This window comes from Microbacterium sp. NPDC056057 (assembly GCF_042266945.1).
GTDB classification, from domain to species: Bacteria; Actinomycetota; Actinomycetes; order Actinomycetales; family Microbacteriaceae; genus Microbacterium; species Microbacterium trichothecenolyticum_C.
The window spans coordinates 364,909-391,329 of sequence record NZ_JBHJWS010000003.1 but is presented as its reverse complement, the minus strand read 5'-3'; the positions used below and the strand labels follow the sequence as shown (position 1 = coordinate 391,329).

25 protein-coding genes and 1 tRNA gene are annotated in these 26,421 nt (G+C 71.4%); 7 read left to right on the top strand and 19 right to left on the bottom strand.

Translation table 11 applies throughout. The annotated features are described in order from the left end of the window. Positions 1-29: 29 nt before the first annotated feature. On the top strand, positions 30-755 hold the full coding sequence (locus ACFC1K_RS13915; RefSeq protein ID WP_375872070.1) for an alpha/beta fold hydrolase: 726 nt from the start codon (positions 30-32) through the stop codon (positions 753-755). Here ACFC1K_RS13915 and ACFC1K_RS13910 read toward each other — a convergent pair. After that, positions 744-1,994, bottom strand: coding sequence for an MFS transporter (locus tag ACFC1K_RS13910; protein ID WP_310291015.1), 1,251 nt, complete (start codon positions 1,992-1,994; stop codon positions 744-746). The two genes, ACFC1K_RS13915 and ACFC1K_RS13910, sit on opposite strands and share 12 nt — an antisense overlap. Beyond that, complete coding sequence (locus ACFC1K_RS13905) at positions 1,991-3,367, bottom strand: GH1 family beta-glucosidase (RefSeq protein WP_375872069.1); 1,377 nt, start codon at positions 3,365-3,367, stop codon at positions 1,991-1,993. Before ACFC1K_RS13905 ends, ACFC1K_RS13910 begins: the two co-directional genes overlap by 4 nt. A gap of 220 nt (positions 3,368-3,587) precedes the next feature. On the opposite strand from ACFC1K_RS13905, the gene rpsT reads away from it, so the two are divergent. Next, on the top strand, positions 3,588-3,848 hold the full coding sequence (gene rpsT / locus ACFC1K_RS13900; protein ID WP_310291020.1) for a 30S ribosomal protein S20: 261 nt from the start codon (positions 3,588-3,590) through the stop codon (positions 3,846-3,848). An 85-nt stretch (positions 3,849-3,933) separates the two neighbouring features. On the opposite strand, the gene holA is transcribed toward rpsT, so the two are convergent. The 5 genes from holA to ACFC1K_RS13875 form a co-directional block, all read right to left on the bottom strand. After that, a complete protein-coding gene (gene holA / locus ACFC1K_RS13895) occupies positions 3,934-4,971 on the bottom strand; it encodes a DNA polymerase III subunit delta (RefSeq protein WP_310291022.1) in 1,038 nt (345 codons plus the stop codon). Positions 4,972-5,015: 44 nt separating this feature from the next. Continuing rightward, positions 5,016-7,406, bottom strand: coding sequence for a ComEC/Rec2 family competence protein (locus tag ACFC1K_RS13890; RefSeq protein ID WP_375872068.1), 2,391 nt, complete (start codon positions 7,404-7,406; stop codon positions 5,016-5,018). Between the two features lies 1 nt (position 7,407). Then, a complete protein-coding gene (locus ACFC1K_RS13885) occupies positions 7,408-7,965 on the bottom strand; it encodes a helix-hairpin-helix domain-containing protein (RefSeq protein ID WP_375872408.1) in 558 nt (185 codons plus the stop codon). A gap of 157 nt (positions 7,966-8,122) precedes the next feature. After that, positions 8,123-10,723, bottom strand: coding sequence for a leucine--tRNA ligase (gene leuS, locus ACFC1K_RS13880; protein WP_375872067.1), 2,601 nt, complete (start codon positions 10,721-10,723; stop codon positions 8,123-8,125). Between the two features lie 61 nt (positions 10,724-10,784). Beyond that, the gene (locus ACFC1K_RS13875; RefSeq protein ID WP_375872066.1) at positions 10,785-12,101 is read right to left on the bottom strand and encodes an anthranilate synthase component I family protein; all 1,317 of its coding nucleotides are present in this window, start codon (positions 12,099-12,101) and stop codon (positions 10,785-10,787) included. Between the two features lie 42 nt (positions 12,102-12,143). Here ACFC1K_RS13875 and ACFC1K_RS13870 point away from each other — a divergent pair, with 42 nt between their 5' ends. The 4 genes from ACFC1K_RS13870 to ACFC1K_RS13855 are packed head-to-tail and all read left to right on the top strand — an operon-like array spanning position 12,144 to position 15,560. After that, positions 12,144-12,821, top strand: a complete 678-nt coding sequence (locus ACFC1K_RS13870) for a DedA family protein (RefSeq protein WP_375872065.1) — start codon at positions 12,144-12,146, stop codon at positions 12,819-12,821. Between the two features lie 4 nt (positions 12,822-12,825). Beyond that, a complete protein-coding gene (locus tag ACFC1K_RS13865) occupies positions 12,826-13,881 on the top strand; it encodes a phosphatase domain-containing protein (RefSeq protein ID WP_310291034.1) in 1,056 nt (351 codons plus the stop codon). Between the two features lie 47 nt (positions 13,882-13,928). Beyond that, on the top strand, positions 13,929-14,642 hold the full coding sequence (locus tag ACFC1K_RS13860) for an SOS response-associated peptidase (RefSeq protein ID WP_310246825.1): 714 nt from the start codon (positions 13,929-13,931) through the stop codon (positions 14,640-14,642). 45 nt (positions 14,643-14,687) lie between these two features. Further along, positions 14,688-15,560: a 3-methyladenine DNA glycosylase gene (locus ACFC1K_RS13855; RefSeq protein WP_375872064.1), complete on the top strand. Its 873-nt coding sequence runs from the start codon at positions 14,688-14,690 to the stop codon at positions 15,558-15,560. Position 15,561: 1 nt separating this feature from the next. On the opposite strand, the gene ACFC1K_RS13850 is transcribed toward ACFC1K_RS13855, so the two are convergent. Genes ACFC1K_RS13850 through ACFC1K_RS13820 form a run of 7 tightly spaced genes read right to left on the bottom strand, consistent with a single transcriptional unit; the run spans position 15,562 to position 23,024 of the window. After that, a complete protein-coding gene (locus ACFC1K_RS13850) occupies positions 15,562-16,767 on the bottom strand; it encodes a glycoside hydrolase family 3 N-terminal domain-containing protein (protein WP_375872063.1) in 1,206 nt (401 codons plus the stop codon). Between the two features lie 26 nt (positions 16,768-16,793). After that, positions 16,794-18,473: an acyl-CoA dehydrogenase family protein gene (locus ACFC1K_RS13845; protein WP_375872062.1), complete on the bottom strand. Its 1,680-nt coding sequence runs from the start codon at positions 18,471-18,473 to the stop codon at positions 16,794-16,796. Then, positions 18,470-19,567, bottom strand: coding sequence for a putative zinc-binding metallopeptidase (locus ACFC1K_RS13840; protein WP_375872061.1), 1,098 nt, complete (start codon positions 19,565-19,567; stop codon positions 18,470-18,472). Before ACFC1K_RS13840 ends, ACFC1K_RS13845 begins: the two co-directional genes overlap by 4 nt. 41 nt (positions 19,568-19,608) lie before the next feature. Beyond that, entirely contained in the window at positions 19,609-20,748 is a 1,140-nt protein-coding gene (locus ACFC1K_RS13835; RefSeq protein WP_375872060.1) for a PQQ-dependent sugar dehydrogenase, read from the bottom strand. Beyond that, positions 20,745-21,221 carry a VOC family protein gene (locus ACFC1K_RS13830; protein ID WP_375872059.1) on the bottom strand — a complete coding sequence of 159 codons (477 nt, stop codon included), beginning with the start codon at positions 21,219-21,221 and terminating at the stop codon, positions 20,745-20,747. The genes ACFC1K_RS13835 and ACFC1K_RS13830 overlap by 4 nt, the downstream gene beginning before the upstream one ends. 44 nt (positions 21,222-21,265) lie before the next feature. Beyond that, on the bottom strand, positions 21,266-22,333 hold the full coding sequence (locus ACFC1K_RS13825) for a sensor histidine kinase (protein ID WP_375872058.1): 1,068 nt from the start codon (positions 22,331-22,333) through the stop codon (positions 21,266-21,268). Between the two features lie 10 nt (positions 22,334-22,343). Then, positions 22,344-23,024 (bottom strand): response regulator transcription factor, encoded by a 681-nt coding sequence (locus ACFC1K_RS13820; protein ID WP_375872057.1) that lies wholly within the window; start codon positions 23,022-23,024, stop codon positions 22,344-22,346. Positions 23,025-23,111: 87 nt separating this feature from the next. Between ACFC1K_RS13820 and ACFC1K_RS13815 the strand changes: the two genes are divergently transcribed. Continuing rightward, on the top strand, positions 23,112-23,756 hold the full coding sequence (locus ACFC1K_RS13815) for a M15 family metallopeptidase (protein WP_375872056.1): 645 nt from the start codon (positions 23,112-23,114) through the stop codon (positions 23,754-23,756). A gap of 61 nt (positions 23,757-23,817) precedes the next feature. Here the strand turns inward: ACFC1K_RS13815 and ACFC1K_RS13810 are convergent. From ACFC1K_RS13810 to ACFC1K_RS13790, 5 genes are all read right to left on the bottom strand, one after another. Continuing rightward, a tRNA-Ala gene (locus tag ACFC1K_RS13810) sits at positions 23,818-23,890 on the bottom strand. A gap of 71 nt (positions 23,891-23,961) precedes the next feature. Beyond that, positions 23,962-24,342 carry a ribosome silencing factor gene (gene rsfS, locus ACFC1K_RS13805; protein WP_310291054.1) on the bottom strand — a complete coding sequence of 127 codons (381 nt, stop codon included), beginning with the start codon at positions 24,340-24,342 and terminating at the stop codon, positions 23,962-23,964. After that, the gene (locus ACFC1K_RS13800) at positions 24,342-25,556 is read right to left on the bottom strand and encodes a hypothetical protein (protein WP_375872055.1); all 1,215 of its coding nucleotides are present in this window, start codon (positions 25,554-25,556) and stop codon (positions 24,342-24,344) included. The genes rsfS and ACFC1K_RS13800 overlap by 1 nt, the downstream gene beginning before the upstream one ends. Beyond that, positions 25,553-26,149 (bottom strand): nicotinate-nucleotide adenylyltransferase, encoded by a 597-nt coding sequence (nadD, locus tag ACFC1K_RS13795; RefSeq protein WP_310291056.1) that lies wholly within the window; start codon positions 26,147-26,149, stop codon positions 25,553-25,555. Before nadD ends, ACFC1K_RS13800 begins: the two co-directional genes overlap by 4 nt. Positions 26,150-26,158: 9 nt before the next feature. Further along, positions 26,159-26,383, bottom strand: a complete 225-nt coding sequence (locus tag ACFC1K_RS13790) for a hypothetical protein (protein ID WP_056367436.1) — start codon at positions 26,381-26,383, stop codon at positions 26,159-26,161. Positions 26,384-26,421 lie beyond the last annotated feature (38 nt).

Genomic DNA, 26,421 nt, shown 5'->3' with positions numbered 1-26,421 from the left:
AAGCGGGCGCGCACGGCTAGCCTGGCGTCATGGTCGTCCAGGTCGTGCTCGTGCACGGCATCCGGACGTCCGCGACGATGTGGCGCGCGCAGGTGGAGTACCTGACGGAGCGGGGCAACCCGGTGACGGCGGTCGACCTCCCCGGGCACGGTTCCCGCATGAGTGAGGAGTTCACCCTCGAGTCCGCGTTCGCCACGATCGATTCCGCGGTGCGCGCCGCCGCGGAGCGCGGCCCGGTGCTGCTGTCGGGTCACTCGATGGGCGGCCTGCTGTGCATCGAATACGTGGGTGCGGAGGATCCCCCACCGGTCGCGGGGTTCATCGCGGCTTCGTGCACCGCGATCCCGCGCGGCGTGGGGCTCGCGACGTACCGCGTGCTGGCCCGCGGCTTCGATTCCCTTCCCGACCGCGGGATGTGGCTGACCGACCGCATGCTCGACCGCATCCTTCCTGACGAGACCCGCGCCGACTTCGGCGCCGGCGGCTACGCACTCGATGCGCAGGACATCGCGCTGCGCAGCCTCTCGGTGCTCGATCTGCTCGCGGCCCTCCATCGCATCGACGTGCCGCTGTGGTTCGTCAACGGACAGTGGGACCAGCTCCGCCTGAACGAGAAGCTGTTCATGAGGGTCGCGCAGCACGCAGAGCTGATCGTCGTGCCGCGGACGACCCATCACGTGACGGTGATGCGCCCGCGCGTGTTCGACGCCCTGCTCGAAGTCGCCCTCCGCACGCTCGAGGCGTCACACGCCTGACGGCTGCCGTTCGCGGCTGCGGATCGCGTACGTCATGAAGCCGCCCGCGATCGACAGGATGCCTCCCACGAGGAACAGCAGCCAGAAGCCGCCCACGAGGGCGACGAGACCCGCGCCGAGGAGCGGGCCGATGAGCTGGCCGAGGCTCGCCGAGACGTTCACGAAGCCGAGGTCGCGGGCGTGGTCCTCGGGATACGGGAGCAGGTCCGTGCCGAGGGCGAGTCCGACCGACATGTACGCGCCGTAGCCGACGCCGAGGAGAGCCGCCGCGATCATCGCGGTGGTGAGCGACGGCGCCACCACCAGGATGATCGACGCGAGCCCCTGCACGACGGCCGACCACACGACGAACGGGATCCGTCGCCCGGTGCGGTCCGAGATCCACCCCGACGCGATCGAGGAGCCCACCACGAACAGGGTGTAGACGAGGATCAGGAGCAGCAGCTCGTCCTCGGCCGTCGCGGGGTCGCGGTGCAGGCCGTAGAGTAGGAAGAAGAGCAGCAGGCCGGTTCCGAGCGCGTTGCCGATGTTCACGGTGAGGCGCCCGGCGAGCAGCCACGCGAAGTCGCGATCACGAAATGCGGCGAGTCGCTCCCCGAGAGTGCGCACCTGGCGGGCCGCGGCCGTGTCGCCGCGCGCCGGCGGGTCCGGCAGGAGGAGCGCCGCCGCCGTGCCGACGATCGCGAGGAAGCCGGCGAGCACGAGGTACCCGACCACGACGCCGAGCTCGAGCAGCACGATGACACCGACGCCCACGACGATGCCGAGGGCCTGAGACGAGGAGACGGCGGCGGATGCTGCGCCCCGCTGCGTCGTGAGCTGATCGGCGATGAGGGCGGTGAATGCCGCGGAGGCGACGGCGACGCCGACCGAGACGCCGACCCAGGCGAGTCCCACGCCCCACGGACCCGATGCGAAGGCGATCGCGGCAAGCGACGCGGTGCCGAGCCACACTCCGCCGAGCGCCCAGGGGCGCCGGCGCCCCATCCTGCCGCGGGTGCGATCGGAAAGGCCGCCGGCGACCGGGGCGGCGATCACGCCGGCGACGCCGCCCATCGCCAGCACGAGGCCGGACGACACCACGCCCGACACCCACCCGTCGGCATCGTCGGGCGTGTTGAGCTGCAGCGGGATGAGCAGCTGCAGCGGCGTGAGCTGCACCGTCCACAGCGCGAGCCACGCGAGCGTGAAGAGCGTGAACCAGCCGACGCCGACCTTGGCGCCCTGCCGGACGCTCACGCGCGTGCCTCCGCGATGAGGGCGCGGTACCAGTCGAACGACGCCTTCGGCGTGCGTGCCGAGGTGTCGAAGTCGACGTGGACGAGACCGAACCGCTGGGACCAGCCGTCCGCCCACTCGAAGTTGTCCAGGAGCGACCACACCGTGTACTCCCGCACGTCGACGCCCGCAGCGGCGGCCGCGCCGACGGCGTCGATGTGTCCCGCGAGGTACGAGATGCGGTCGGCGTCTGCGACGGGTCCGTCGACGTGGTCAGGCTCGGGGAAGGACGCCCCGTTCTCGCCGATCACGAGCGGCGGCAGGCGGTCGCCGTAGCGTGCGCGGAAATCGAGCAGGAGGCCGGTGAGGGCCGCGGGCACGATCGGCCACTCGGATCCGAAACCGGTGACGGGCGCGCCGGGCGTGGGCGCGATCTCGAACGGGACGGGGCTGCCCTCGGGCGCGGCGGCGATCGTCGTCGGGTTGTAGAAGTTGATCCCGTAGAAGTCCCCCGGCGCGGAGATCAGCTCCAGATCGCCTTCCTCGACCGGCATGGGCGGGATGCCGAACGCCTCGAGGTCGGGGTAGGCGCCCGTCAGCACGGGGTCGGCGAAGACGCGATTGTGGAGCAGGTCATACACGGCCGCGGCCGCGAGGTCGGCATCCGTCTCACCCGCCGGGAGCACGAGGGTGTGATTGTTGACGATCCCGACCTCCTCGGCGCCCGACGCGCGCAGTGTGCGGAGGGCGAGGCCGTGCGCGAGCAGCTGGTGGTGCACGGTCGGCAGCGCGCCGAACAGCAACTGCTTGCCCGGCGCGAGCGTGCCGACGGCATAGCCCTGCAGCGACGTCGAGACCGGCTCGTTGAGCGTGTACCAGTGGCGGATGCTGTCGCCCAACGCCTCCGCGACGATCTCGGCGTACTCGCCGAAGCGCAGCGCCGTGTCGCGGTCGAGCCATCCGCCGCGCTCTTCCAGAACGCTCGGCAGATCCCAGTGGTACAGCGTCGCGAAGGGCGTCACCCCCGCCTCGAGCAGATCGTCGGCGAGGCGTCGGTAGTAGTCGAGGCCCGCCTGCAGGACAGGACCGCCGGGCTCGGGCTGCACGCGCACCCACGAGATCGAGAAGCGGTAGCGGTCGACGCCCAGCCCAGCGAGCAGCGCCACGTCTTCGTGGTGACGTCGGTAGCTGTCAGGACCGGGATCGGCGGTCGCGCCGCCGCGCACCGCGCCGGGCGTGCCGACGAAGTCGTCCCAGATCGACCGGCCCCGCCCGTCGGCGGCGCGCGACCCCTCGACTTGGAATGCGGCGGTCGCCGCCGACCACCGGAAGCCCGGCGGGAACGGCGAGAGATCGACAGACGGATGCTGCGGCACGGCGGACTCCTTCGTCACGGAGCGCGCATCCCCAGCGGCGCGCGCACCCACGCGTAGATCATGCATCATCGAAGGGCTCTGCCGTGCACGCCTGTGGACGTCAATGAGTCACCGGTTCACCTGGTAGAATCCTTGTTTGGCTTGCGTGTGGGTTCGCCCTCACGACCGCCGCGAAGCGCCCCTCTCTCGCTGACCGGCACACAAATCCGATTCACCTTCGAACGAAAGACGTCGACACGTGGCGAACATCAAGTCGCAGATTAAGCGCAACAAGACCAACGAGAAGGCGCGCGAGCGCAACAAGGCCGTCAAGAGCGAGCTGAAGACGCACGTCCGTCGCACCCGCGAGGCGATCGCGGCCGGCGACAAGGCCGCGGCCGAGAAGGCGCTGGGCACGGCGACCAAGAAGCTCGACAAGGCCGTCAGCAAGGGCGTCATCCACCAGAACCAGGCGGCGAACCGCAAGTCGGCCATCGCCAAGCAGGTCGCCGCTCTCTGAGCCTCTGACACGCTCCGCGACTCCGAGTCGCGTGAAGGCCCGTCCCGCAAGGGGCGGGCCTTTCGCTTGCGTTCGCGGGCGCATGTCAGGCGCCGTACGGTGCGCGCGTGGCGATCACCGTGATCATGCGCTCGAGGGCGAACACCGCGTCGCGCGAGCCGCCCTTGACCTCGGCATCCGCCCGTGCCGCCGCCTGGATCGCGCGGCCGAGACTCTCTTCGTTCCAGCCGACCAGGTCGCGGCGCGCGCGATCGATCTGCCAGTCCTTCATGCCCAGCCGCGAGGCAAGGGCCTTCGCCGGCTCGCGGTTGCCCGCGACCCGCGCCATCGTGCGCAGCTTCATGGCGACGGCCGCCACGAGCGGCACCGGGTCGGCGCCGGAGGCCAGGGCGTGCCGGAGCGCGATGAGCGCCTCGCCGTAGCGCCCCGCGATCGCCGTGTCGGCGACCGTGAAGGCCGACGTCTCGACGCGGCCCCCGTAGTAGCGCTCGACGACCTGGTCGGTGATGTCGCCGGGGACGTCCGCGATGAGCTGCTGGCACGCCGCCGCGAGTTCGGTGAGGTCGTCGGCGAACGCGGAGACGAGCGCGCGCAGCGCGGTCGGCGCGATGCGCTTCTTCGCGGTCTGGAACTCGCCTGCGGCGAAGTCGAAGCGGTCCGAGTCGCGCTTGACGGCCGGGCACGCGATCTCGACGCCCGAGCCCTCCCCCGCACGGATCGCGTCGAGCAGCTTCTTGCCGCGCACACTCGCACCGGTGTGCCTGAGCACGACCGTCGCGCCGTCCTGCGGCGCGGCGAGGTAGGCGACGGCCTCGGCGAGGAACGTGTCGGAGCACTTCTCGACCCCGCTCACCCGGACCAGTCGAGGCTCGCCGAACAGCGACGGCGACGTGACGCCGAGGAGTGTGCCGGCGGCATAGTCGTCGGCACGGATGTCGGACACTTCGAGCGTAGGGTCTTCGGCGCGCAGATAGTCGCGCACGCCCGCGATCGCCCGTTCGGCGCAGACCTCCTCGGGCCCGGAGACGAGCACGATCGGCGCCGGCTGCGGAGCCCGCCAGGACAGCTGGGGAATGGCGCTGCGCGCGGCCTTCGCGGGTGCTCGGCGTGCGGGGGAAGCCATTCCCCCAGCCTACCGAGGCCCACCGACGGCGGCCGCCTCCCCCCTCATCCGCCGCTGTCGCGCCACATGGACACCGCGCCGGTCTCGGCGCTCCACAGCGCGATCGCGCCGTCGCGGTCGGTGCGCAGGATCTTCGCGTCGACGTCAGCCAGGATCTTCAGCGCCTCGTCGCGCGGATGCCCGTAGTCGTTGTCGGCGCCCACTGTGACGAGCGCGATCGACGGCCGTGCGGCGGCGTAGAGTCCTGCGTCCTGATCGGCGCTGCCGTGATGAGCGGTCTTGACGATCGCGTAGGGGGGATCCAGCGCCCCCGATGCCGTCAGCAGCCGCTGTGGCGAGGCAGAGAGGTCGCCGAGCAGGAGGGTCGGCGGGATGCCGCCGCCTCGGACGTCGAGTACGACGCTCGCATCGTTCCCGGACGGGAAGGCGCGGCTGCCGGCCTTCGGCCAGAGCACCCGCCACCGTGCACCTCCCAGCGATCCGCTGAGCCCGGCCGACGCCTCGGTCGCCCGCGCTCCCCGCGCCGTCAGCGAGGCGATCGCGGCCTGCCCCGTCCCGTCGCCCGGTCCGTGGAGCACCGTGCCGACACGACCGCGCACCGCGTCGAGCCCGCCGATGTGGTCGAGGTCGTAGTGGGTGAGGACGAGCAGGTCGATGCGATCGATGCCGGCACGCGAGAGGCAGGCGGCGAGCGGTTCGAGGTCGGGCCCGGTGTCGATCAGCGCGACGGCACCCTCCGAGCGGAGCAGGACGGCATCTCCTTGGCCGACGTCGCACGCGAGCACCGCCCAGGTGCCGGGCAGTGTCCATCGCCCGGCGACCCTGGTCAGGGCTCCGGCGCCGAGCCCGCCACCGGTCAGCACGGCGACGACCACGATCGCGGTCCCGCGTGTGGCCCGTCGAGCCCGTGAGCCGCCGCGGTCGAGCGCGATCGCGAGCCCGATCACCAGGCCGACCCCCGCGAGGGCCACCGCGCCGGGGATGCCCTCCAGCCAGGGCAGTGCGTCGGCGGGGAGCGCCGATGCGGTCGTCGCCGTCGCGGCGATCCACGATGCCGGCAGCCAGGCGAGTGCCGCGAGACCCGACTGCAGCCACGGCAGCGGGGCGCTGAGACACGCCGCGAGCCCGAGCACGGTCGCCGCTGGTGCCGCGGGACCGGCGAGGAGGTTCGCGAGCACACCGTAGACGGGCACCGTCGGCTCGATGAGGATCAGGAGCGGGCCGCACGCGAGCTGGGCGGCGAGCGGCACCGCGAGGGCGAGTGCCAGCGGCCGCGGGACTGCTCTGGCCAGGCCGGTGGCGAGCGGGCGCGCCCACAGCAGCAGAGACGCCGTCGCCACGGCCGACAGCGCGAATCCGAGCGAAGCGGCGAGCCACGGATCCAGCACGAGGAGCAGGGCGACAGCGACCGACAGCAAGGCCATACCCGCACCGGCGCGGCCGAGCAGCACGGCGAGCATCGCGATCGCGGCCATCGCCGCCGCGCGCACGACGCTCGGCTCGGGCGTGACCAGGATCACGAAGCCGGCGAGGACCGCGACTCCGCAGGCGACGCGAAGCCTCCTCGAGGCACCGAGTGCGGCGGCGAGGGCGAACGCGATGCCGACGACGAGCGCGCAGTTGGCGCCCGACACGGCGGTGAGATGCGACAGCGAGGACTCCTTCATCGCCGCATCCAGGGACGGCGACACGATCGATGTGTCGCCCACTGCGAGACCCGGGACGAGCCCCGCGCCCTCGCCGGGCAGACCGTGCACCGCCGCGACGAGGCCTCGACGCAAGCCGCCGGCGACCGCTGAGACGCCGCCCGGCGGCTGCACCACCTCGACCCCGCGCGACGCCCACACCTCGAGCACCGCTCGCTCCCCCGGGCGCCCGGGCTTCGCGGTGCCGTGGGCGTCGACGGTGGAGCCGACGTCGAGCTGCCAGGGGCGGTCGACGTCGGCAGGCGAGACGCGCACGGCGATCTCGACCCCTGCGCCGTAGATCTCATCGCCGATCGTCACGCGCGACGCCACGGCATCGAAGGCGAGCGAGCCGTCGGCGCGTCGCTCGATCTTGCCGGTGACGTCCGCGCGGATGGCGACGGCCCGGCCGCCGGTGAGGGCGAGATCCTCGACGGCGGTCCGGGCCGGCTGTGCGAGGGCGACGTGCGACGCGGCGGCCGCGGAAGCCGCCCCCGCGAGCACGACGACCACGAGCGTACGGCGCACAGCGGCCCGAGGCATCCGGAAGCGCGCCTGTGCGCCGCCGTGGCGAGACGGAAGGCCATCGCGTGTGCTCAGGCTCAGGACAGCCGTGGTCAGGCCGAGGACGAGCGCCCAGAGGGTCAGAGCGATCCAGGGCGATGCTGCAGGAGCGAGGATCGCGGCGGCGGCGACAGCCCAGCATGCTGCCGCGACCGGGACCAGCCGCAGCCCGAGCCGGCGACGCACGTCACACCGTCACGAGGTCGCGCAGCGACTCGAGCATCTTGTCGCCGATGCCGGGCACGGCGAGCAGATCCTCGATGCTCGTGAACCCGCCGTTGTCGTCGCGCCACGCGATGATGCGCTCTGCCAGCGCCGGACCGATGCGAGGCAGCGTCTCGAGGACCGTCGCGTCCGCCGAATTGAGATCGACGCGCGCGTCGGCCGGTGCTGCGGGTCCGGGTGCGCCCGTGGTCGACGGCGCCTCCCCTTCGCGCGGCACCGGCAGCTGTTCGCCGTCGTCGAGCGTGCGCGCCAGGTTGACCGCGTCGCGGTCCGCGTCATCGGCGAACCCGCCGGCGGCCGCGATCGCATCGACGACGCGGGAGCCCATCGGGAGCACGAACAGGCCAGGGGTGCGCACCGCACCCGAGACGTGCACGTAGAGCCTGGACGCGGGTGTCACCGCGGCCGCGGGCGTCTGGTCGATGACCACCTCGTCGACAGGTGCCATCGCGCCGCGAAGGATGCCGATCCCGACGGTGATCGCCAGCGCGGCGATCACGAGCACGACGACGGCGCCGATCCCGAAACGGCGCCGCGCGGCGAGGTGCTCGGGCGACGCGCCCTCGGAGCGGTCGCCGGCTGTCACGGACCCACGCTAGGAGGCGAGAGGGGCCGGAGACGCAGCGGGTCCCGGGGATGTGCATACCCCCGGGACCCGGTCCTCCTGTGGAGGAGGCTCAGTGCGTGCTGAAGCTCACGACCTTGGGCGGGCGGACGACCACCCGCGTGATCTCGCGCCCTGCGAGCGAGCGCACGACCTTCTCATCGGCGCGGGCGAGTCGCTCGAGCTCGGCGGCGTCGATGCGGGCGGGCACCCTGAGGGTGCCGCGCACCTTGCCGTCGACCTGCACGACCGCGGTGACGCTCTCCTCGACGAGGAGGGTCGGGTCGGCGGTGCGCCACGGCACCAGGCCGACGAACCGGTCGTACCCGAGGATCTCCCACATCTCCTCCGCGAGGTGCGGAGCGAACAGGTCGAGGATCATCGCCGTGGCCTCGGCGGCCTCGCGAACGGCGGGGTCGGCGGGTCCGGCGCCGGTGTCGATGACCTTGCGCGTCGTGTTGACCAGCTCCATGAGGCGCGCCACGACGACGTTGAACTTGGTCTGCTCGACGAGGCCCGGAGCGTCCGCGAGGAGGCGGTGGGTCACACGACGCAGCGAGACGTCGCCCTCGGCCCACACCACGTCGGGATCGCTCGTGACGTCCGAGGCGACACGCCAGGCGCGGGCGAGGAACTTCTGGGCACCCGTGGTCGACACGTCCTCCCAGTTGATGTCGTCCTCGACCGGTCCGGCGAACGCGATCGCCGTGCGCACCGCGTCGGCGCCGGGGTCGACCATGCTCGACGCGAACTCGACGAGGTTGCCCTTGGACTTCGACATCTTCGAGCCGTCGAGGAGCACCATGCCCTGGTTGATGAGGCTCGAGAAGGGCTCCGTGAAGTCGATGAGGCCCATGTCGAAGAGGACTTTGGTGATGAACCGCGCGTAGAGCAGGTGCAGGATCGCGTGCTCGACGCCGCCGATGTACGAGTCGACGGGGGCCCAGCGGTCCGCCTCGCGCGACGGGAACGCCTCGTTCGGGTCGTTCGGCGCCAGGAAGCGGAGGAAGTACCACGAGCTGTCGACGAACGTGTCCATCGTGTCGGGGTCGCGGAGCGCAGGCTCGCCCGTCTCCGGGTCCGTGGCCTTCATCCACTCCGTCGCGCCGCCGAGCGGCGACGTGCCCTTGGGTGCGAGGTCGAGTCCGTGCGCGTCGGGCAGGCGCAGCGGCAGCTGGTCCTCGGGGACGGGCACGATGCGGCCGTCCTCGGTGTGGATCATCGGGATCGGCGTGCCCCAGAACCGCTGGCGCGAGATGAGCCAGTCGCGGAGGCGATACGACTTCGCGGCGCGCCCGGCACCGGCGGCCTCGAGCTGCTCGATGATGCGCGCGATGGCGTTGCGCTTGGAGAGTCCGTCGAGCGAACCCGAGTTGATGAGGCGCCCCTCGCCGGTCAGCGCGATGCCGGTCGTCGCGGGGTCCAGGTCGGACAGTGTCTCGAGAGGGCCCGGATCGATCGGCACACCCTCCTCGTCGAGCTCGATGACCGGGATCGCGCCCGTGATCGGCGCCGTGGTGTCGACGACGACCTTGACGGGCAGGTCGAACGCCCGCGCGAAGTCGAGGTCGCGCTGGTCGTGTGCGGGCACGGCCATGACGGCGCCGTGGCCGTAGTCGGCCAGCACGTAGTCCGCGGCCCAGATGGGCAGGCGCTCCCCGTTGACGGGGTTGACGGCGAAGCGGTCGAGGAAGACGCCGGTCTTCGGGCGATCGGTGCTCTGGCGCTCGATCTCGGTCTCGCGCTGGACGCTCTCGAGGTAGTCCTGGAAGCGCATGCGCACGTCGGCCGACGAGCCGGCGGCGAGCTCGGCGGCCAGGTCGCTGTCGGGGGCCACGACCATGAAGGTCGCGCCGTGCAGGGTGTCGGGTCGGGTCGAGAAGACGGTGACCTTCTCGGCGCGGCCCTCGATCTCGAAGTCGATGTCGGCGCCCACCGAGCGGCCGATCCAGTTCCGCTGCATGCGGATGACCTTCTGCGGCCAGAAGCCCTCGAGCTGGTTGAGGTCGTCGAGCAGGCGGTCGGCGTACTCGGTGATCTTGAAGTACCACTGCGTGAGCTTCTTCTTGATCACCTCGGCGCCGCAGCGCTCGCAGTGGCCGTCGACGACCTGCTCGTTGGCGAGCACGGTCTGGTCGTTGGGGCACCAGTTGACCGGGCTCTCCTTGCGGTAGGCCAGGCCGCGCTCGTAGAGGCGCTGGAACAGCCACTGGTTCCAGTGGTAGTACTCGGGGTCGCTCGTGTGGAGGATGCGGCTCCAGTCGTACGAGGACCCGTACTCGCGGAAGCTCTTCTTGTGCTGCTCGATGTTCGCGTAGGTCCACTCGCGCGGGTCGGCCCCGCGCTGGATCGCCGCGTTCTCGGCGGGGAGGCCGAACGAGTCCCACCCGATCGGGTTCAGGACGTTGTAGCCGCGGTGACGCCAGAACCGCGCGACGATGTCGACGTAGGCGTAGCTCTCGGCGTGGCCCATGTGGAGGTCCCCGGAGGGGTACGGGAACATGCCGAGCACGTACTTGCGGGGGCGCGTGTCGTCGGCGCCGCCGGCGCGGAACGGGTCGGCCTCGGCCCAGCGTGCCTGCCACTTCTGCTGGATCGAGTAGGCGTCGTAGCCCTCTGTGGGCGCAGAGGTGTCGGAGGTTTCGGTCTGACTCACGTGGAAAGTGCCAATCATGGAAGCCGGAAAGCGCGCGCAGCGCGCGAAGCGCGTCTTCCAGGTTAGCGGAACGGGCGGTTCACCAGCCCGGCGGCAATGCGGCGCCCAGCGCGGCAAGGGGCCCGCGCGCCTTGATCCCGACCTCGGCGACCTCTGCCGCGGCATCCGATCGCCACGTGATGCCGCCGCCGGCACCCACGTACGCGCGCTCGGGCCTGACGACGATCGAGCGGATCACCATCGCGAGATCGAGCGCGCCGTCGTCGCCGATCCACCCGAAGCAGCCCGAGAACACACCGCGCGGGGCGCCCTCCAGGCCGTGCAGGATGGTCATCGCGGACAGCTTCGGCGCCCCCGTCATCGAGCCCGCCGGGAAGGTCGCCGCGAGCAGGTCGTCAAGGGTCGTGCCGGTCGCGAGCTCGCCCGACACAGTGCTCACGAGCTGGTGCACCGCGGGGTACGACTCGACCTCGAGGAGCGCGTCGACGCCCACGGTGCCTGCCACGCACACGCGCGAGAGGTCGTTGCGCATGAGGTCGACGATCATGACGTTCTCGGCGCGCTCCTTCTCGCTCGCGCGCAGTTCGGTCGCCAGCGCGGCGTCCTCCCCCGCGTCCGCGCCGCGCGGGCGGGTGCCCTTGATCGGGCGCGTGCGCACCACCGCACTGCCGTCGGCTGCTCCCTCTACGTGGAGGAACTGCTCCGGGCTCGCGCTGAGCAGAGCGGTGTCGCCCGAGCGGATGAATCCCCCGTGGTGTGCGGGCGTGGCCGCCCGCAGGCGGGCATAGACCGCGACGGGATCGACGGATGCCTCGACCTCGAAGCGCGTCGTCAGGCACAGCTGGTAGGCGTCGCCCTCGCGGATCGCGTCGCGACAGCGTTCGATGAGGGCGGCGTACTCATCGGGGCGGTGCCGGGCGTGCGCGACCGCCTCGCGCCGGGCAGGTGAGGGCAGGACGGGCGCGCCGGTCGCCGCGGCGACCGAGGCGGCGAGCTCATCGACCTCCGTCGCTGAGCCGTACACGCGGACGCTCTGATGCGCGTGGTCGAATGCGACGAGACGTCCCACCCGCAGCCACAGGTCCTGCGGGACTCCGTCGGCCTCGCGGGACGCCGGCCCTCCCGCGCGCGCCGCGGCGTCGTCGTAGCCGGTCCAGCCCACCCATCCCCCGCGCAACGGGCTCTCGCCATCGGCAGCCGTGACGCCCGTGCAGATCGTCGCCTTCACCTGCGCCGGGTCGTCCGGAGACCCCGCGCCCATCCAGCTCCATCCCTCGCGGGCGTCGGGTCCGGCATCCAGCCAGAAGGAGTGCGGCTCGCCTCTGAAGACGGCGCTGAAGACGGATGCCGGATCCACCCAGTGCGCGACGTCCGCGGCGGCGAGGGGCTCCGTCATGTTCCCAGGTTAGAGGGGTGCACAGAGCTCTAGGCTCATGGCGTGAACGAGTTCCTGACGTGGCTGCTCGACGCCGTCCAGAGCGTCGACCCGATCGTCAGGACGCTCCTCGCCGGATTCGCGATCATGCTCGAGACCAGCGTGCTGATCGGGCTCGTCGTTCCCGGCGACACGATCGTGATCGTCGCCGGCACCGCGGTCTCGTCGGTGCTCGAGGGCGTGATCCTCGGCATCGCGGTGGTCATCGGCGCCCTCATCGGCGAGAGCATCGGGTTCTGGCTCGGACGCTACCTCGGCCCGCGCATCCAGCACTCGAAGCTCGGACGCCGTATCGGCGAGGAGAACTGGGCGCGCTCGGAGAGATACCTGCGACGTCGCGGCGGCCCCGCGATCTTCATCTCACGGTTCCTGCCCGTGCTGCACTCGCTCGTGCCACTCACCGTCGGAATGAGCGGCTACCCGTACCGGCGTTTCCTCGCATGGACGATCCCGGCGTGCCTGATCTGGTCGACGCTCTACATCTCGGTCGCGGCCGTGGCCGCGGGCACGTACCGCGAGCTCGCGGACCAGCTGCACTATGCGGGCTACATCTTCGTGGGCGTCATCGTGCTGTTCCTGGTGCTCGTGTTCGTGAGCAAGAAGGTCATCGAGCGGGCCGAGCGCAAGCACCTCGAGCACGACGGCCCGGACGAGTCCCCTGTGGCGGACATGAAAGACTGAAGGGGTGCCCCACACCGACGCCCAGAACACGCGCGCCAAGGTCCTGTGGCTCGCACGTCTGGAGTACCGGTTCCACGCGTGGCGTGAGCGGCGCGCGCGCCGTCGGGGCCAGACGCCCACCGTCACGCCCTTCCCCGGCTACGGGGGCCCCGGTTGGGTGCGCGTCCTCGGACGCGTGATGATCGTCCCGCCGGCGAAGCAGACGACCACCGGCGAGTACGCCGGAGTGCGCGGCTGGCGCAGCTTCGCGGCGGTCCCCATCGGGTACGCCCAGGTCACGGTGACGATCGCGGGCGTCGACCACGACGTGGTCGCCGATCGGGGCGGTGTGATCGATACGAAGCTCCCGGCGGACCTCGAGCCCGGCTGGCAGACCTTCACGGTGTCGGTGGAGGGCGGCACGCCGGTCGAGACACGGGCCTACATCGTCGCGCCGGATGTCACGTTCGGCATCGTGTCGGACGTCGACGACACCGTCATGGTCACGGCCATCCCCCGCCCGCTCCTCGCGGCGTGGAACTCGTTCGTGGTGAACGAGCACGCGCGCCAGCCGGTCCCCGGCATGGCGGTGCTGATGGAGCGTGTCGTGCGCGAGAACCCCGGCGCCCCGCTCATCTACCTCTCCACCGGTGCGTGGAACATCGCGCCCACCCTCATGCGGTTCCTGAGCCGCCACGTCTTCCCGCCGGGTTCGCTGCTGCTCACCGACTGGGGCCCGACCCACGATCGCTGGTTCCGCAGCGGCAGGGCGCACAAGCTCTCCAACCTCCGTCGCCTCGCCGAGGAGTTCCCCCATGTGCGGTGGCTCCTCATCGGCGACGACGGCCAGCACGACGACGCGATCTACACGACCTTCACCGACGAGCACCCTTCGCGGGTCGTGGCCGTCGCCATCCGCCGCCTCTCCCCCGCCGAGGCGGTCCTCGCGGGCGGGCGCACCGCCGTCAACGACCACGCCGCCGCCGAGGTGCCGTGGGTGAGCGACAGCGACGGCGCCGGCCTGCTGGAGCGGCTGGAGGATGTCGGCGTCCTCGGTGCCGCCGGAGCACTCGAGGCCTGATCGGTCCCTCCTGCACCGACGTCGGTGGCCCCGCGTAGGCTGGCCGCATGTGCGGACGCTTCGTAGTGGCCAGCGCCGGCTCCGACCTCGTCGGGGTGCTGCGCGTCGACGTCGAGGGTGACGATCTCCCGGCTCCGTCCTTCAACGTGGCGCCGACCGCCAGCGCCGCGATCGTGCTCGACTCGGCGAAGACCGAGCCGCCGACCCGCCGGCTCGAGGCCGCTCGCTGGGGACTCATCCCGTCGTGGGCGAAAGACACCAAGATCGGTGCGCGGGCGTTCAACGCCCGGGCGGAGGAACTCGAAGACAAGCCCATGTTCCGCAGCGCGCTCGAGAAGCGCCGCGCGGTGGTGCCGGTGTCGGGCTACTACGAGTGGAAGAACGTCGACGGCACGAAGATCCCGCACTACATCCATCCCGCCGACGGTGAGCCGCTGTTCCTCGCCGGGCTGTACGAGTGGTGGCGCGACAAGACCAAGGGCGATGACGACCCCGAGCGCTGGCTGCTGAGCTTCACGATCCTCACCCGCGACTCGATCGGCCACCTCGGCTCGATCCACGACCGCATGCCGCTGTTCCTCGACCCCGACCACGCCGATGCCTGGCTCGACCCGACCACCGACAACGTGCGCGATGTGCTCGACGCGGCGATCGACGCGGCTCCCGCCCTCGCCGACACCCTCGACGACCACGAGGTGTCGAAGGATGTCGGCAACGTCCGCAACAACTCTCCGGAACTCATCGAGCCCGTCGAGGCCTGATCCGCACCCGGGGCCCGCCGAGGCGCGCCCGCGTATCCTCGAACGGTGACGATCGCGCCCCCTGAAGCCCCGGTGCTCGCCGGCGGCGTCTGGCGCGCGCGAGAGGCGGCGCACGAGGAGCGTGCCCGAGAGCTCACGGCCGCGCACCGCGTCCGGGCCGCGCGCGGCGAGAAGCACCCCGTCGAGGACTTCCTCTTCACGTACTACTCGTACAAGCCCGCCGTCCTGCACCGTTGGCATCCCGGTGAGGGCATCGAATTGGCGGATGCCGCCTCCGACGCCCGCGCCGAATGGCGCTGGTACCGGCCCGGCACCGTGCCCGGCGCTCTCGCCGTGGACGGTGAAGGCTTCCGCGCCGAGCGGGGCGCGCTCGTGGCCAACGTGGGGCGGATCCTCCGGGCCACCGCCGGCCGCGCACCCGGCTTCGGGTGCTTCGGCCTGCACGAGTGGGCCATGGTGTACCGGCAGCGCGAGCACCGGCATCCCGTTCCGCTCCGGCTGGGACAGGACGCGACCGACGCGGTGGTCGAGGCGCACGACCTCCGCTGCACGCACTTCGACGCGTTCCGCTTCTTCACGCCTGACGCCGTCCCGCGCAACCGCGACACTCCCACGCGTGAGACCCAGCCCGCGCTCGAGCAACCCGGCTGCCTCCACGCCGGCATGGACCTGTACAAGTGGGCGGTCAAGCTCGGGCCCCTCGTGCCGGGCGAGGTGATGCTCGACGCGTTCGAGCTCGCCAGGGACATCCGTGTTGTCGACATGCGGGCGTCGCCGTACGATCTCGCGGACTGGGGCTACGCGCCCGTCCCGATCGAGACCGCGGAGGGCAAGGCGGCGTACGTACGGGAGCAGCGCGGCTTCGCCGAGCGCGGACAGGTCGTCCGCGCCAGGCTCATCGAGATCGCGGGCAGCTGAGTCACTCGGCGGGATCGGCGCAGGTCGTGCACGGGAGCTCGTCGTCCCCGGCCTGGGCGACCGCGAGACGCAGCTCCATCACACGAGTCGCCGCCTCCTCGAGGCGCTCGGCCGGCACCGCCCCCGACTCCACCGCCGCGACGATGCCGTCGACGATCTGCGGGGCCGTGTCCGGCGTTGACGAGACCACGGTCAGCAGCATGTCGTTGCCGGCCGCGAGGGCGTTGACGGCATTCGCCACAGGGTCGGCGTATTCGGGAAGGCCGGAGCCTTGCAGCATGCCCAGGTCGTCGGTGATCGTCACCCCGTCGAAGCCGAGCTCGTCCCGCGCGATGCGGTGCCATTCGGGCGACAGGCTCGCGGGCGCCGGATCGACGGCCGTGTAGGCGAGATGACCGAACATCAGCAGCTCGGCGCCGGCATCGACCCCCGCCTGGAACGCCAACGCGTCGGTGGCGCGCCACTGATCGAGCGGCATCGGGGTCGACGGGATCGAGGAGTGCGAGTCCCCCGGGGCCGCGCCGTGACCCGGGAAGTGCTTGAGCGTCGAGAAGACGTTCCCCTTCTCGCCGTTCACCGCGGCGGCCACGTGGGCGGCCGCGGTGTCGGGGGTCGTGCCGAGGACGCGACGATGGATGAACGAGTCCGGGTCGGCCGTGACGTCCGCCACGATGCCGAAGTTGACGGGGATGCCCGCCTGGCGCACGAGCGCCGAGCGCCCCGCGTACGCCGCCTCCACCGTGGCGGGATCGGCCTGCTGCAGCTCGAGCGGTGACGGGAGATCGTCCCACGGCAGCCGTGACACGTCGCCGCCCTCCTGGTCGATGGCGATGAGCGGCGGCTGTGCCGGGTCTACGGTGAGCGATGCGGTGATCTCCTCGAGTGCCGCCTCGTCCTCGGGGATGTTCGCGCCCATGAGCAGGAAGCCCCCGGCGCCGGTGGATTCCATGTACGAGCGCAGGGCCGCGGCATCCGTCGTCGGAATGTGCCCCATCACGACGCTCGCCGCGCGCTCCCGCAGCGTCATCGACGAGACGGCCTGCTCGGCCGGCGAGAGACCTGCCGCATCGGGCGTCGAGGTCATCGTGACCGAGGGCGACGAGGTCGGCGACGGCTTCGCGGTGGGGGTCGCGGCACACGACGCGCAGACGATCGCCGCGGCTGCGACGACCGCGGCGAGCAGAAGGGAACGTCGCGCCGCAGTCACTCGAACAGCCTAAGCGCGGACGGCGATCAGTGGCGCGCGACGATGGCCGCGGCATCCGTCCCCGAAGGCAGCACACCGTACTGCGCGCCGCGTTCCTCGCCCAGGCGGGCGGCGATGAACGTGTCGGCGTCCTGCCCCGGCGCGTGGCGCAGCATGAGGGACGCCTGGAACGCGAGCGCCAGGTCCTCGCTGAGTCGGCGCGCCTGTGACGGTGCCTCGTCCGGATCGGCCGCGAGACGCCGCAGCAGGGCGAGGGTGCGTTCCACGTGCCGGTCGAGGACCGCCGAGGAGCCTGCCGTGGTCGCGAGCTCGTCGGCGAAGGCCTCGCCCGACTCGCGGTCGCGCGTGAGCGCCCGCAGCACGTCGAGGGCGATGACGTTGCCCGAGCCCTCCCAGATCGCCATGACGGGCTGCTCGCGGTACCGGCGGGCGAGCGGGAAGCTCTCGGTGTAGCCGTTGCCGCCGAGGCACTCGAGCGCCTCGTAGGCATGGTGCGGGCCACGCTTGCACACCCAGTACTTCGACACCGGCGTGGCGAGACGGCGGAGCGCGATGTCGCGATCGGATGCCTCGGCCTCGAAGAGCTGCGCGAGGCGCAGGCCGGTGAGCATCGCGGCTTCGTACTCGAGGGCGAGGTCTGCGAGCACGCCGGTCATGGCGGGCTGGTCGACCAGGAGCGCGCCGAAGGCTTCACGCCCGCGCGCGTGCCAGACCGCCTCGGCGACCGACTGCCGCATGCCCGCGGCGGTGCCCAGGACGCAGTCGAGGCGCGTGCGCTGGACCATCTCGATGATCGCCCGGACTCCCCGGCCGGGCTCGCCGACCAAGAACCCGATGGTGCCGTCGAACTCGACCTCCGCTGAGGCGTTCGAGCGGTTGCCGAGCTTGTCTTTGAGCCGCTGGATGCGGAACGCGTTGCGCATGCCGTGCGGCGACAGGATGCGCGGCACGAAGACGCAGGTGAGACCTTCGTCGACGCCTCGGCTGCGCGTGTGGGCGAGCACGAGGAAGCCGTCCGACATCGGGGCGGAGCAGAACCACTTGTGCCCCGTGAGCTGGTAGGCGTGTCCGCCCATCGACTCGCCGACGGTGGTGCCGGCGCGGACGTCGGAGCCGCCCTGCTTCTCGGTCATCGCCATCCCGATGAGGGCGCTCCCCTTGCCCCCCTCGACGATGAGCCTGGGGTCGTACTCGCGCGAGTACAGACGCGGGAGCCACTCGTCGGCGACCCACGAAGAGCCCTCGATCGAGGCGACCGCGGCGTGCGTCATCGACACCGGACACGCGTGACCCGGCTCGACCTGCGCGAACAGCATGAACATCGCCGCGCGGGCGACGTGCGCCCCCGGCCGCGGTTGCGCCCATGCCGAGGTGTGCGCGCCACGCGCGACCGCCTCGGCGATCACGCGGTGGTAGGACGGGTCGTATTCCACCTCATCGAGGCGGAAGCCCCACCGGTCGTGGGCGTGGGCGACCGGGGTGTGAACGTTCGCGAGATGCGCGTCGCGCTGAAACGGCCCCGAGCCGACGAGCGCGCCGGCCTCGCGGAGGCCGTCCTCGGCCCACTCCGCCCCGAACGCGCGCACCGCCGTGCCGAGGGGCGCGTTCAGTCCGTACTCGTCGACGTCGACGCGCCAGGGCGGCTGGTTCTCGACGTAGTGCGTCGCCGCACCGATCACCCGCTGCCCCCGCGCGAACGAGGTCATGACGTCTCCGTCTCCCCCGCCCCGGCACCCGCCATCGCGAGCGTGTACTGCTCCCCCGGGCTGAGCGGCGCGCGCGTCACGATGTCGTGGACGAAGGCGAGCTTGTGCCGCACCGGCGTGACGATCGTGAACGGATACAGGTCGCCGAAGCCCATCGACCGGTTGATGCGGTTGAACGCCTGCGACAGCCACTCCCAATCGGTGAGCAGCCGCTGGATCGGCTCGTTCTCGTACGACTCGAGCGGGACGACATCCGTGTCGCGGAGGTTCGTCACGGACGCATCGAGATGGATGCCGATGACCGCGGCGGTCTGCAGCGTGCCGGTGATGTGGAGATAGTGGGCGAACGTCTCGGCGAAGTCCTCCCACGGGTGCATCGTCGCGTACTCGGAGATGAAGGCCTCGTGCCAGTCGGAGGGGGCCCCGAACGAGTAGTGGCGCTTCAGGGCGTCGCGGTAGCTCGTGCGCTCGTCGCCGAAGAGCTCGCGACAACGCGCCCAGAGCTCGTCGTCGGCGAGGAGGACGTTCTGGTAGTAGTGACCGACCTCGTGCCGCAGATGGCCGAGGATCGTGCGGTACGGCTCGCCCAGCCGTACCCGCAGAGCCTCGCGGCGGTCGTCGAGGCTCTCGGCCAGGTCGATCGTGATGATGCCGTTGGCGTGCCCGATGGTGACCGGCTTGCCGTCGGAAAGGCTGGAGATCAGGTCGAACCCGAGCCCGCCCTTCTCGACGTCCCAGCCGACGATGGGCAGGCCCAGATCGGCGAGCTGCAGGAGGAGCCGGCGCTTCGCCTCTTCGGTCTTCGCGAGCTTCTCGAGCGCGACGGTGTCGTCCGCCGCGGGACGGCGGCGCGTGAGCCGGCAGGAGAAGCAGCGACCGGCGGGCGCGTTCTCCCACACCAGCCAGTTGCACGCCCACTCGCGGTTCGAGCAGGTGTACCAGGTCTCGCCGTCGATGACGGCCTGGCCGTGACGGAGCCCGAAGAACTCGCGCGTCGGGATGTGGTAGCCGATCTCGGCTTCGCAGTTCGGACACTTCAGGGTGTCCAGGTAGACGAAGTGGCGACAATGCGGACAGCGGGGCTGCGAGGTCACGCTCTCACCGTAGCGTGCCGGGGTGCGCGCGGACGCACGTGTCACGGCGCCTCGACGAGCTCCACCCGCAGGAGCAGATCGTCGCCCGGTCGCGGCGAGCCGCGCCCATCGGTGTTGTTGGTCAAGAGCCACAGCGACCCGTCGGTCGGCGCGACCACGTCGCGCAGTCGCCCGTACTCGCCCACCAGCGCGGCGACGGGTTCGCCGCGCATCACGCCGGCATCGGTGTCGATCTGCCAGAGCCGCTCTCCGCGGAGCCCCGCCATGAAGACCGTGTCGCCGCGGGTGGCGATCCCGCTCGGGCTCGCATCGCTCGTCGGCCATTGCGCCACGGGATCGGTGAAGCCCTCCCGGCCGGAGATGCCCTCGACGATCGGCCAGCCGTAGTTCGCGCCGGGTTCGATGCGATTGAGCTCGTCCCAGGTGTTCTGACCGAACTCGCTGGCCCACATCGTGCCGTCCGCCGTCCACGCGATCCCCTGGACGTTGCGATGTCCCATGGACCAGACGCGCGTGCTCCAGGGGTTTCCGGGGGCAGGGTCGCCGTCGACGGTGACGCGCAGGATCTTGCCGCCGAGATCGTCGCGGTCCTGGGCGGCGTCGCGGCGCTGCGCATCCCCCGTCGTGACGTAAAGGTAGCCGTCCGGCCCGAACGCGAGGCGTCCGCCGTCGTGGGTGCTCGCCCGCGCGATGCCGTCGAGGATGACTTCGGGCTCGCCCAGCTCGAAGGATCCCGGTTCGCCGAGCAGCGGCATCCGTGCCACGCGGTTGTCGTCGCTCGCGCCGAAGTAGGCGAAGAGCGTGCGCGCGCCGTCGGCCTCGTGCAGGGCGAGGCCGTGAAGGCCGGATTCGCCGCCGGACACCACACCGGGGATGACGCCGACCGTGCGGACCTCACCGTCCGCGGTGAGCTCGAGCACCGTGCCGTCGCCGCGTTCGGAGATGAGCGCGCCCCCGCCGTCGAGGGGCACGACCGACCATGGCGCCACCAGATCCGACGCGAGGGTTCCCGTGACCGATCCGGCACGCCACCACGTGTCGGCTGCCGGAGCCGTGCTCGGGCCGATCGTGGGCGCCTGCGACGAGGGCGCCGGCGACGGAGCCGGGGCGGTGCACCCGGCTGACGCGGTCAGCGCCAGGACGAGGCATCCGACCGCCGCCCACCGGGCGTCGCGTCTCATCCGTCCGCCACGGCCGCCTCGAGGGCCGCGAGGTCGATGCGGCGCATCCGGAGCATCGCCTGCACCGCGCGGTGGGCGATGTCGGGGTCGGGGTGGCGGATCAGCTCGACCAGCCGGTCGGGGATGATCTGCCATGACAGGCCCCACCGGTCCTTGAGCCAGCCGCACGGCTGCTCCTGACCGCCCTGCGCGGTGAGGGCATCCCAGTAGCGGTCGACCTCGGCCTGGTCGTGGCACGCGACGTACAGCGAGACGGCCTCGGTGAAGGGGAACTGCGGGCCGGCATCCATCCCGAAGTAGTCGCGGCCGCCGAGCCGGAAGTGCACGTGCATGACCTTGCCGCCCATGCCCGGCACCTCGTCCGGGTAGCGGTCGATCGTGACGAGCTCGGAGTCCGGGATCAGCGCGGTGTAGAACGTGACGGCCTCCTCGGCGGCATCGTCGAACCACAGGAACGGGGTCACAGCGCTCATGCGTTCCACCCTTGTCGACGCGCCGCACCCGCGCAATGGGCGGATTACGGATGCTGCGCGCCGAGCCGCACCGTGACGCGCAAGCCTCCTTCCGGCGGGGCCATGAGCGCGAGCGTCCCGCCGTGGGCCTCCGCGATGCTCCGGACGATCGCGAGTCCCAGCCCGACCCCGGCGTGATCGCCGGTGCGGGCACGCTCGCTGCCGCGCTGGAACGGCTCGACCAGGGTGGCTGCGCGCGCCGGGCTGAGCACCTCGCCGGTGTTCTCGACGACGAGCTCCACCACGTCGCCGCGTGCGGAGGTGATCACGTCGACCGTGCCGTGCTCGGGGAGGTTGTGGACGATGGCGTTGTGCAGCAGGTTCGACACGAGCTGGAGCAGCAGCGCGTAAGAGCCGCTGGTCCAGGCGGCGACGCCGCTCGCGTGGACGGTCACGCCTCGGGCCTCGGCGAGCGGCAGCAGCGTCTCCACGGCCTCCTCGGCGACGAGTGACAGATCGACCGCGTCACGGGCGAATGAGCCCTGCTCCGCCCGGCTGAGCACCAGCAGCGCCTCGGTGAGGTCGATCGCGCGCGTGTTGACCGCGCGGAGCCGCCCGATGAGCGCGTCGACGTCCCGGTCGGGGTCGGTGCGGGCGACGTCGAGCAGGGTCTGGGTGATCGCCAGCGGCGTGCGCAGCTCGTGCGAGGCGTTCGCGGCGAACCGTCGCTGCTCGGCGACGTGCGCCTCGAGGCGCGACAGCATCGCGTCGAAGCTGTCGGCCAGCTCGCGGAACTCGTCCTCGCGACCGGGGAGAGCGATCCGATGCGACAGCGAACCGCTCGCGGCGAGGCGCGTGGCCTCCGTGATCCGCGCCAGCGGCGCCAGCATCCGTCCGGCGAGGATCCAGCCGCCGAGCAGTCCGAACACGAGGAGGAAGACCAGCGCCCAGGAAGCCGCCGGCGTGAAGGCGCGGATGAGGTCGCCGCGATTCGGGACGAAGGGCCCCGGGCCGGTGATCTGCCCGTCCGGAACGTATCTCAGAAGAAAGACCCACACCACGGCGAGCAGCAGCCCGCCGGCCACCATCAGGAATCCGGCGTAGCTCAGGGTGAGCTTGAGCCGCACGCTCATGCCGGGCGCCCTAGTCATGCCGCGCGCTGTCGTCGACGTCGATCCGGTAGCCGACGCCGGGGACCGTGGCGATGACCCAGGGCTCCCCCAGTCGTTTGCGCAGGGCCGAGACCGTGATGCGCACCGCATTCGTGAAGGGGTCGGCGTTCTCGTCCCACGCGCGTTCGAGCAGCTCCTCGGCGCTCACGACGCCGCCTTCGGCGCTCATCAGCACCTCCAGCACGGCGAACTGCTTGCGCGTCACGGCGATGTAGCGGTCGTCGCGGTAGACCTCGCGCCGGAACGCATCGAGTCGGAGCCCCGCGAGCTCCCGGACCGGCGGCCGGCTGTGGCCGCGGCGACGATCCAATGCCCGCAGCCGCAGCACGAGCTCCTGCAGGTCGAACGGCTTCGTGAGGTAGTCGTCGGCGCCCAGCTCGAATCCGGTCGCCTTGTCGTCGATACGGTCCGCGGCCGTGAGCATCAGTATCGGGATGCCGCTGCCCGAGCTCACGATGTGCGCCGCCACCTCGTCGCCCGAGGGGCCGGGAATGTCGCGATCGAGCACGGCGATGTCGTAGCCGTTGATGCTCAGGAGCTCCAGCGCGGTGTCGCCGTCGCCCGCGATGTCGGCCGCGATCGCCTCGAGGCGCAGCCCGTCGCGGATCGCTTCCGCCATCAGAGGCTCATCCTCCACCACCAGCACGCGCATGCCCTCGATGGTACGAGCCGGCGCGTATCGTCCGCGTATCCGAAAACCCCTACGCCCTCGCAACACGCGCGCGCGTCAGCTGGGAGCATGATCCCCACAGCAACCGTCCCTGCGAGAACCCGGCGCGTGCTCCGCGCCGTGCTCGTGTCGCTCCTCGTCGCCGCGCTCGCGATCGCCGGTGTCACGGTGTACCGGTCGGCGTCGGCCGCCGTGCCGACGGGCAGCATCGTCGATGGCACGTCGCTCGCCGACGCGCCGCCGGCTCCCGACGGTGCGGTCGCCCAGGACGACGGGCTCCTTCCCTCCGGTGCGACGGCGTTCGATGAGGCGTACCCGGGCATCGCGGGTCTGTCGCACGGTCTGCGAGAGGCGCTGCAGCGCGCGTCGCACGACGCGGCCGCCGATGACATCGTCGTCCTCGTCAACAGCGGCTGGCGTTCTGCGGAGTACCAGGACCGGCTGCTGCAGGAGGCCGTGTCTCAGTACGGCTCGGCGGAGGAGGCCGCTCGCTGGGTGGCGTCGTCAACCACCTCTGCCCACGTGGCGGGCGACGCGGTCGACGTCGGTTCGTACGACGCCGTGGACTGGCTGACCGCGCACGGCGCCGCCTACGGGCTCTGCCAGACCTACGGGAACGAGTCCTGGCACTTCGAGCTGCGACCGGAAGCGATCGATCACGGCTGTCCGGCGCCCTACGCCGACCCGACCCATGACCCGCGCATGGGCGGGTGACGGCAGGCGTCGCGATGTCCAGGTAAAGCGAAAGGCCGCCCTGATCGGGCGGCCTTTTCGGTGGACCTGAGGGGACTCGAACCCCTGACCCCCTGCATGCCATGCAGGTGCGCTACCAGCTGCGCCACAGGCCCAGACGCTGTTCCCGCTCGCGCGGGGCAACTCGTCTAGCTTACAACACTCCGAAGGGTGCTCCGTACCAGGATCACTCTTCGACGGTGGCCCGGGCCGGGAGGGCGATGGGCACGACCGGGCAGTCCTTCCACAGCCGCTCGAGGCCGTAGTAGACGCGCTCCTGCTCGTGGAACACGTGCACCACCAGGTCGCCGAAGTCGATGAGGATCCACCGCGACTCCTCACGGCCCTCGCGGCGCAGCCGCTTGTGACCGGCTTCGAGCAGCTTGTCCTCGATCTCGTCGGCGATCGCCGCCACGTTGCGCTCGCTGCGTCCGGTGACGAGCAGGAAGATGTCGACGAGCGGAAGGGGCTCGGACACGTCGAGGGCGACGAGATCCTCGCCGCCCTTGGCGTCCGCCGCGGCCGCGGCGATCTGGACCATGTCGTGCGACTGCGCGCTCGCCACCATCAGAAGACTCCTGTCACGAAGGCGAGGATGAGAACGCCGACCAGGGCGAGGGCCAGCACGCCCGCGGTGATCGCGAGCGACATCATGAGCTTGCCGCCCTTCTCGGGCACCGGGGGCTTGATGACGTCGCCCGGCGCCTTCGCGGTGCTCACCGCGGCGCTCGCGGCGATCGGCGTCGGCGACGAGTGCGACGGCAGCTCGCCGTCGACCAGCGTGGCGTCGATCTCCTTGCCGTCGGCGGTGCCCTTCGCGTGGCCGGTGGAGCCGAGGCCCTCGGGCAGGTTGAAGGTGCCGGTGACGATGACCTCGCCCGTGGCGGTGACGGGCGCCACGAGGGGCGCCACCTCCGGCGCCTGCGACACGATCAGCGCGTTGGGGATCGCGATGGCACCGGTCGTGCGCGTGAGCAGCTGGTCGAACGACGGCGGGAACTCGACGGCAGCGGGCTCGCCCGCGCCGGGCGCGGCGTCGAGCAGACTGGCGCCGAGGAGCGGGCTGACGGCCTTCGGCGCCGCAGGAACCGCTTCGGCGTCGGGCTCTTCATCGGCGGAGGCGCCGAACACGCTGTCGAACGGGCGGTCCTCGACCTCGGGCACCGGAGGCTGTTCCGCGAACGCGGGAACCGGGACGGGGGCGACGGGCGCGGCCTGCTGCCAGCTCGGCGCGGGGGCCGGCGTGGGCTCCGCCTCGCGCGGAAGGCCGAACAGCGCGTGCATGCCGCTGTCGGTCGATACCGGCGACTCGTCAGGGGCAGGGGTGAACAGCGACGGCGCGGGCTCGTCGAACGGCGCCACGGGCGGCGGGGCGACGGGGAACGCGAACGTCGGGGCGGTGCCGCCGGTGGCGGCCGCGTGGGCGGCGACGACCTCCGGCGTGATCACCGGCACCGAAGCGGTGCGGATGCGCTCCTGCTGGCGCGCCTGGCGGCGGGTGAGCGGAGACACGCCCAGGTCCACGGCGGAGTCGGGAACGGGCGCCGGCGCCACGGCGGCGGGCTCGGACGGGCGCGGGAACGGCGCGGCGGCGATGGGTGCGGGAGGCGGGGCCGACACCGCGGCGTCGACAGGCGGCGCCACGACGGGCGCGGCCGCGGTCTCGATGGCCTCGTCGTCGTCTGGGGTCGCCGTGATCACGGGGGTGGACCCCGTGTTGCGCAGTTCACGGATCTGCTTACGTGTGAGGGCTGGCGTCGCCGGGTGCTCGGGTGTACTCATTCCTTGCTCCGGTAGAGATGGTGCTTCGCAATGTATTGGACGACCCCGTCGGGGACGAGGTACCACACGGGGTGTCCTCGCTGAACTCGGTCGCGGCAATCCGTCGATGAGATGGCGAGGGCGGGGATCTCGAGCTGGCTGACGTCGTCGCTGGGCAGGCCATCCGTGTTCAGTACGTGTCCAGGCCTGGACACCGCGACGAAGTGGGCGAGGTCCCACAACTCATCATGGTCCCTCCAACTGAGAATTTGCGCTATGGCGTCGGCACCGGTGATGAAGAACAGCTCCGCGTCCGGGCGCTGGGCCTTCAGATCGCGGAGCGTGTCGATGGTGTAGGTGGGGCCGTCGCGATCGATGTCGACGCGACTGACGGTGAACTGGGGGTTGGATGCCGTGGCGATGACGGTCATGAGATAGCGATGCTCGCTCGGCGAGACGTCAGCCTTCTGCCAGGGCTCGCCTGTCGGAACGAAGACGACCTCGTCGAGGTCGAACCACTGCGCCACTTCACTGGCGGCGACCAGGTGCCCATGATGGATGGGGTCGAAGGTGCCGCCCATGACCCCGATCCTCGGGGCTGTCGCCAAGGACATCCAGCAGCCTCAGTGGCCGTGCCCCGCTCGCTGGACGTCGTTCGCGTGCGCCTTGGCGTACGCCTCGGCCTTGTGCGCGTGGCGGTTCGCCACGTTGCGGTACGACAGCGTCACGATCGCCAGCGCGGCGAAGACCACGATCGCGGTGATGCCGTACCCGACGGTCTCGAGGGCGACGTTGCCGTGGTGCTCCGACTCTTCGGCGGCAAAGGCGATGATCGTGGCGAGTGTCATTCGGGCTCCGTTCGGGTTCGCCTCTGGGGCGCGGGACG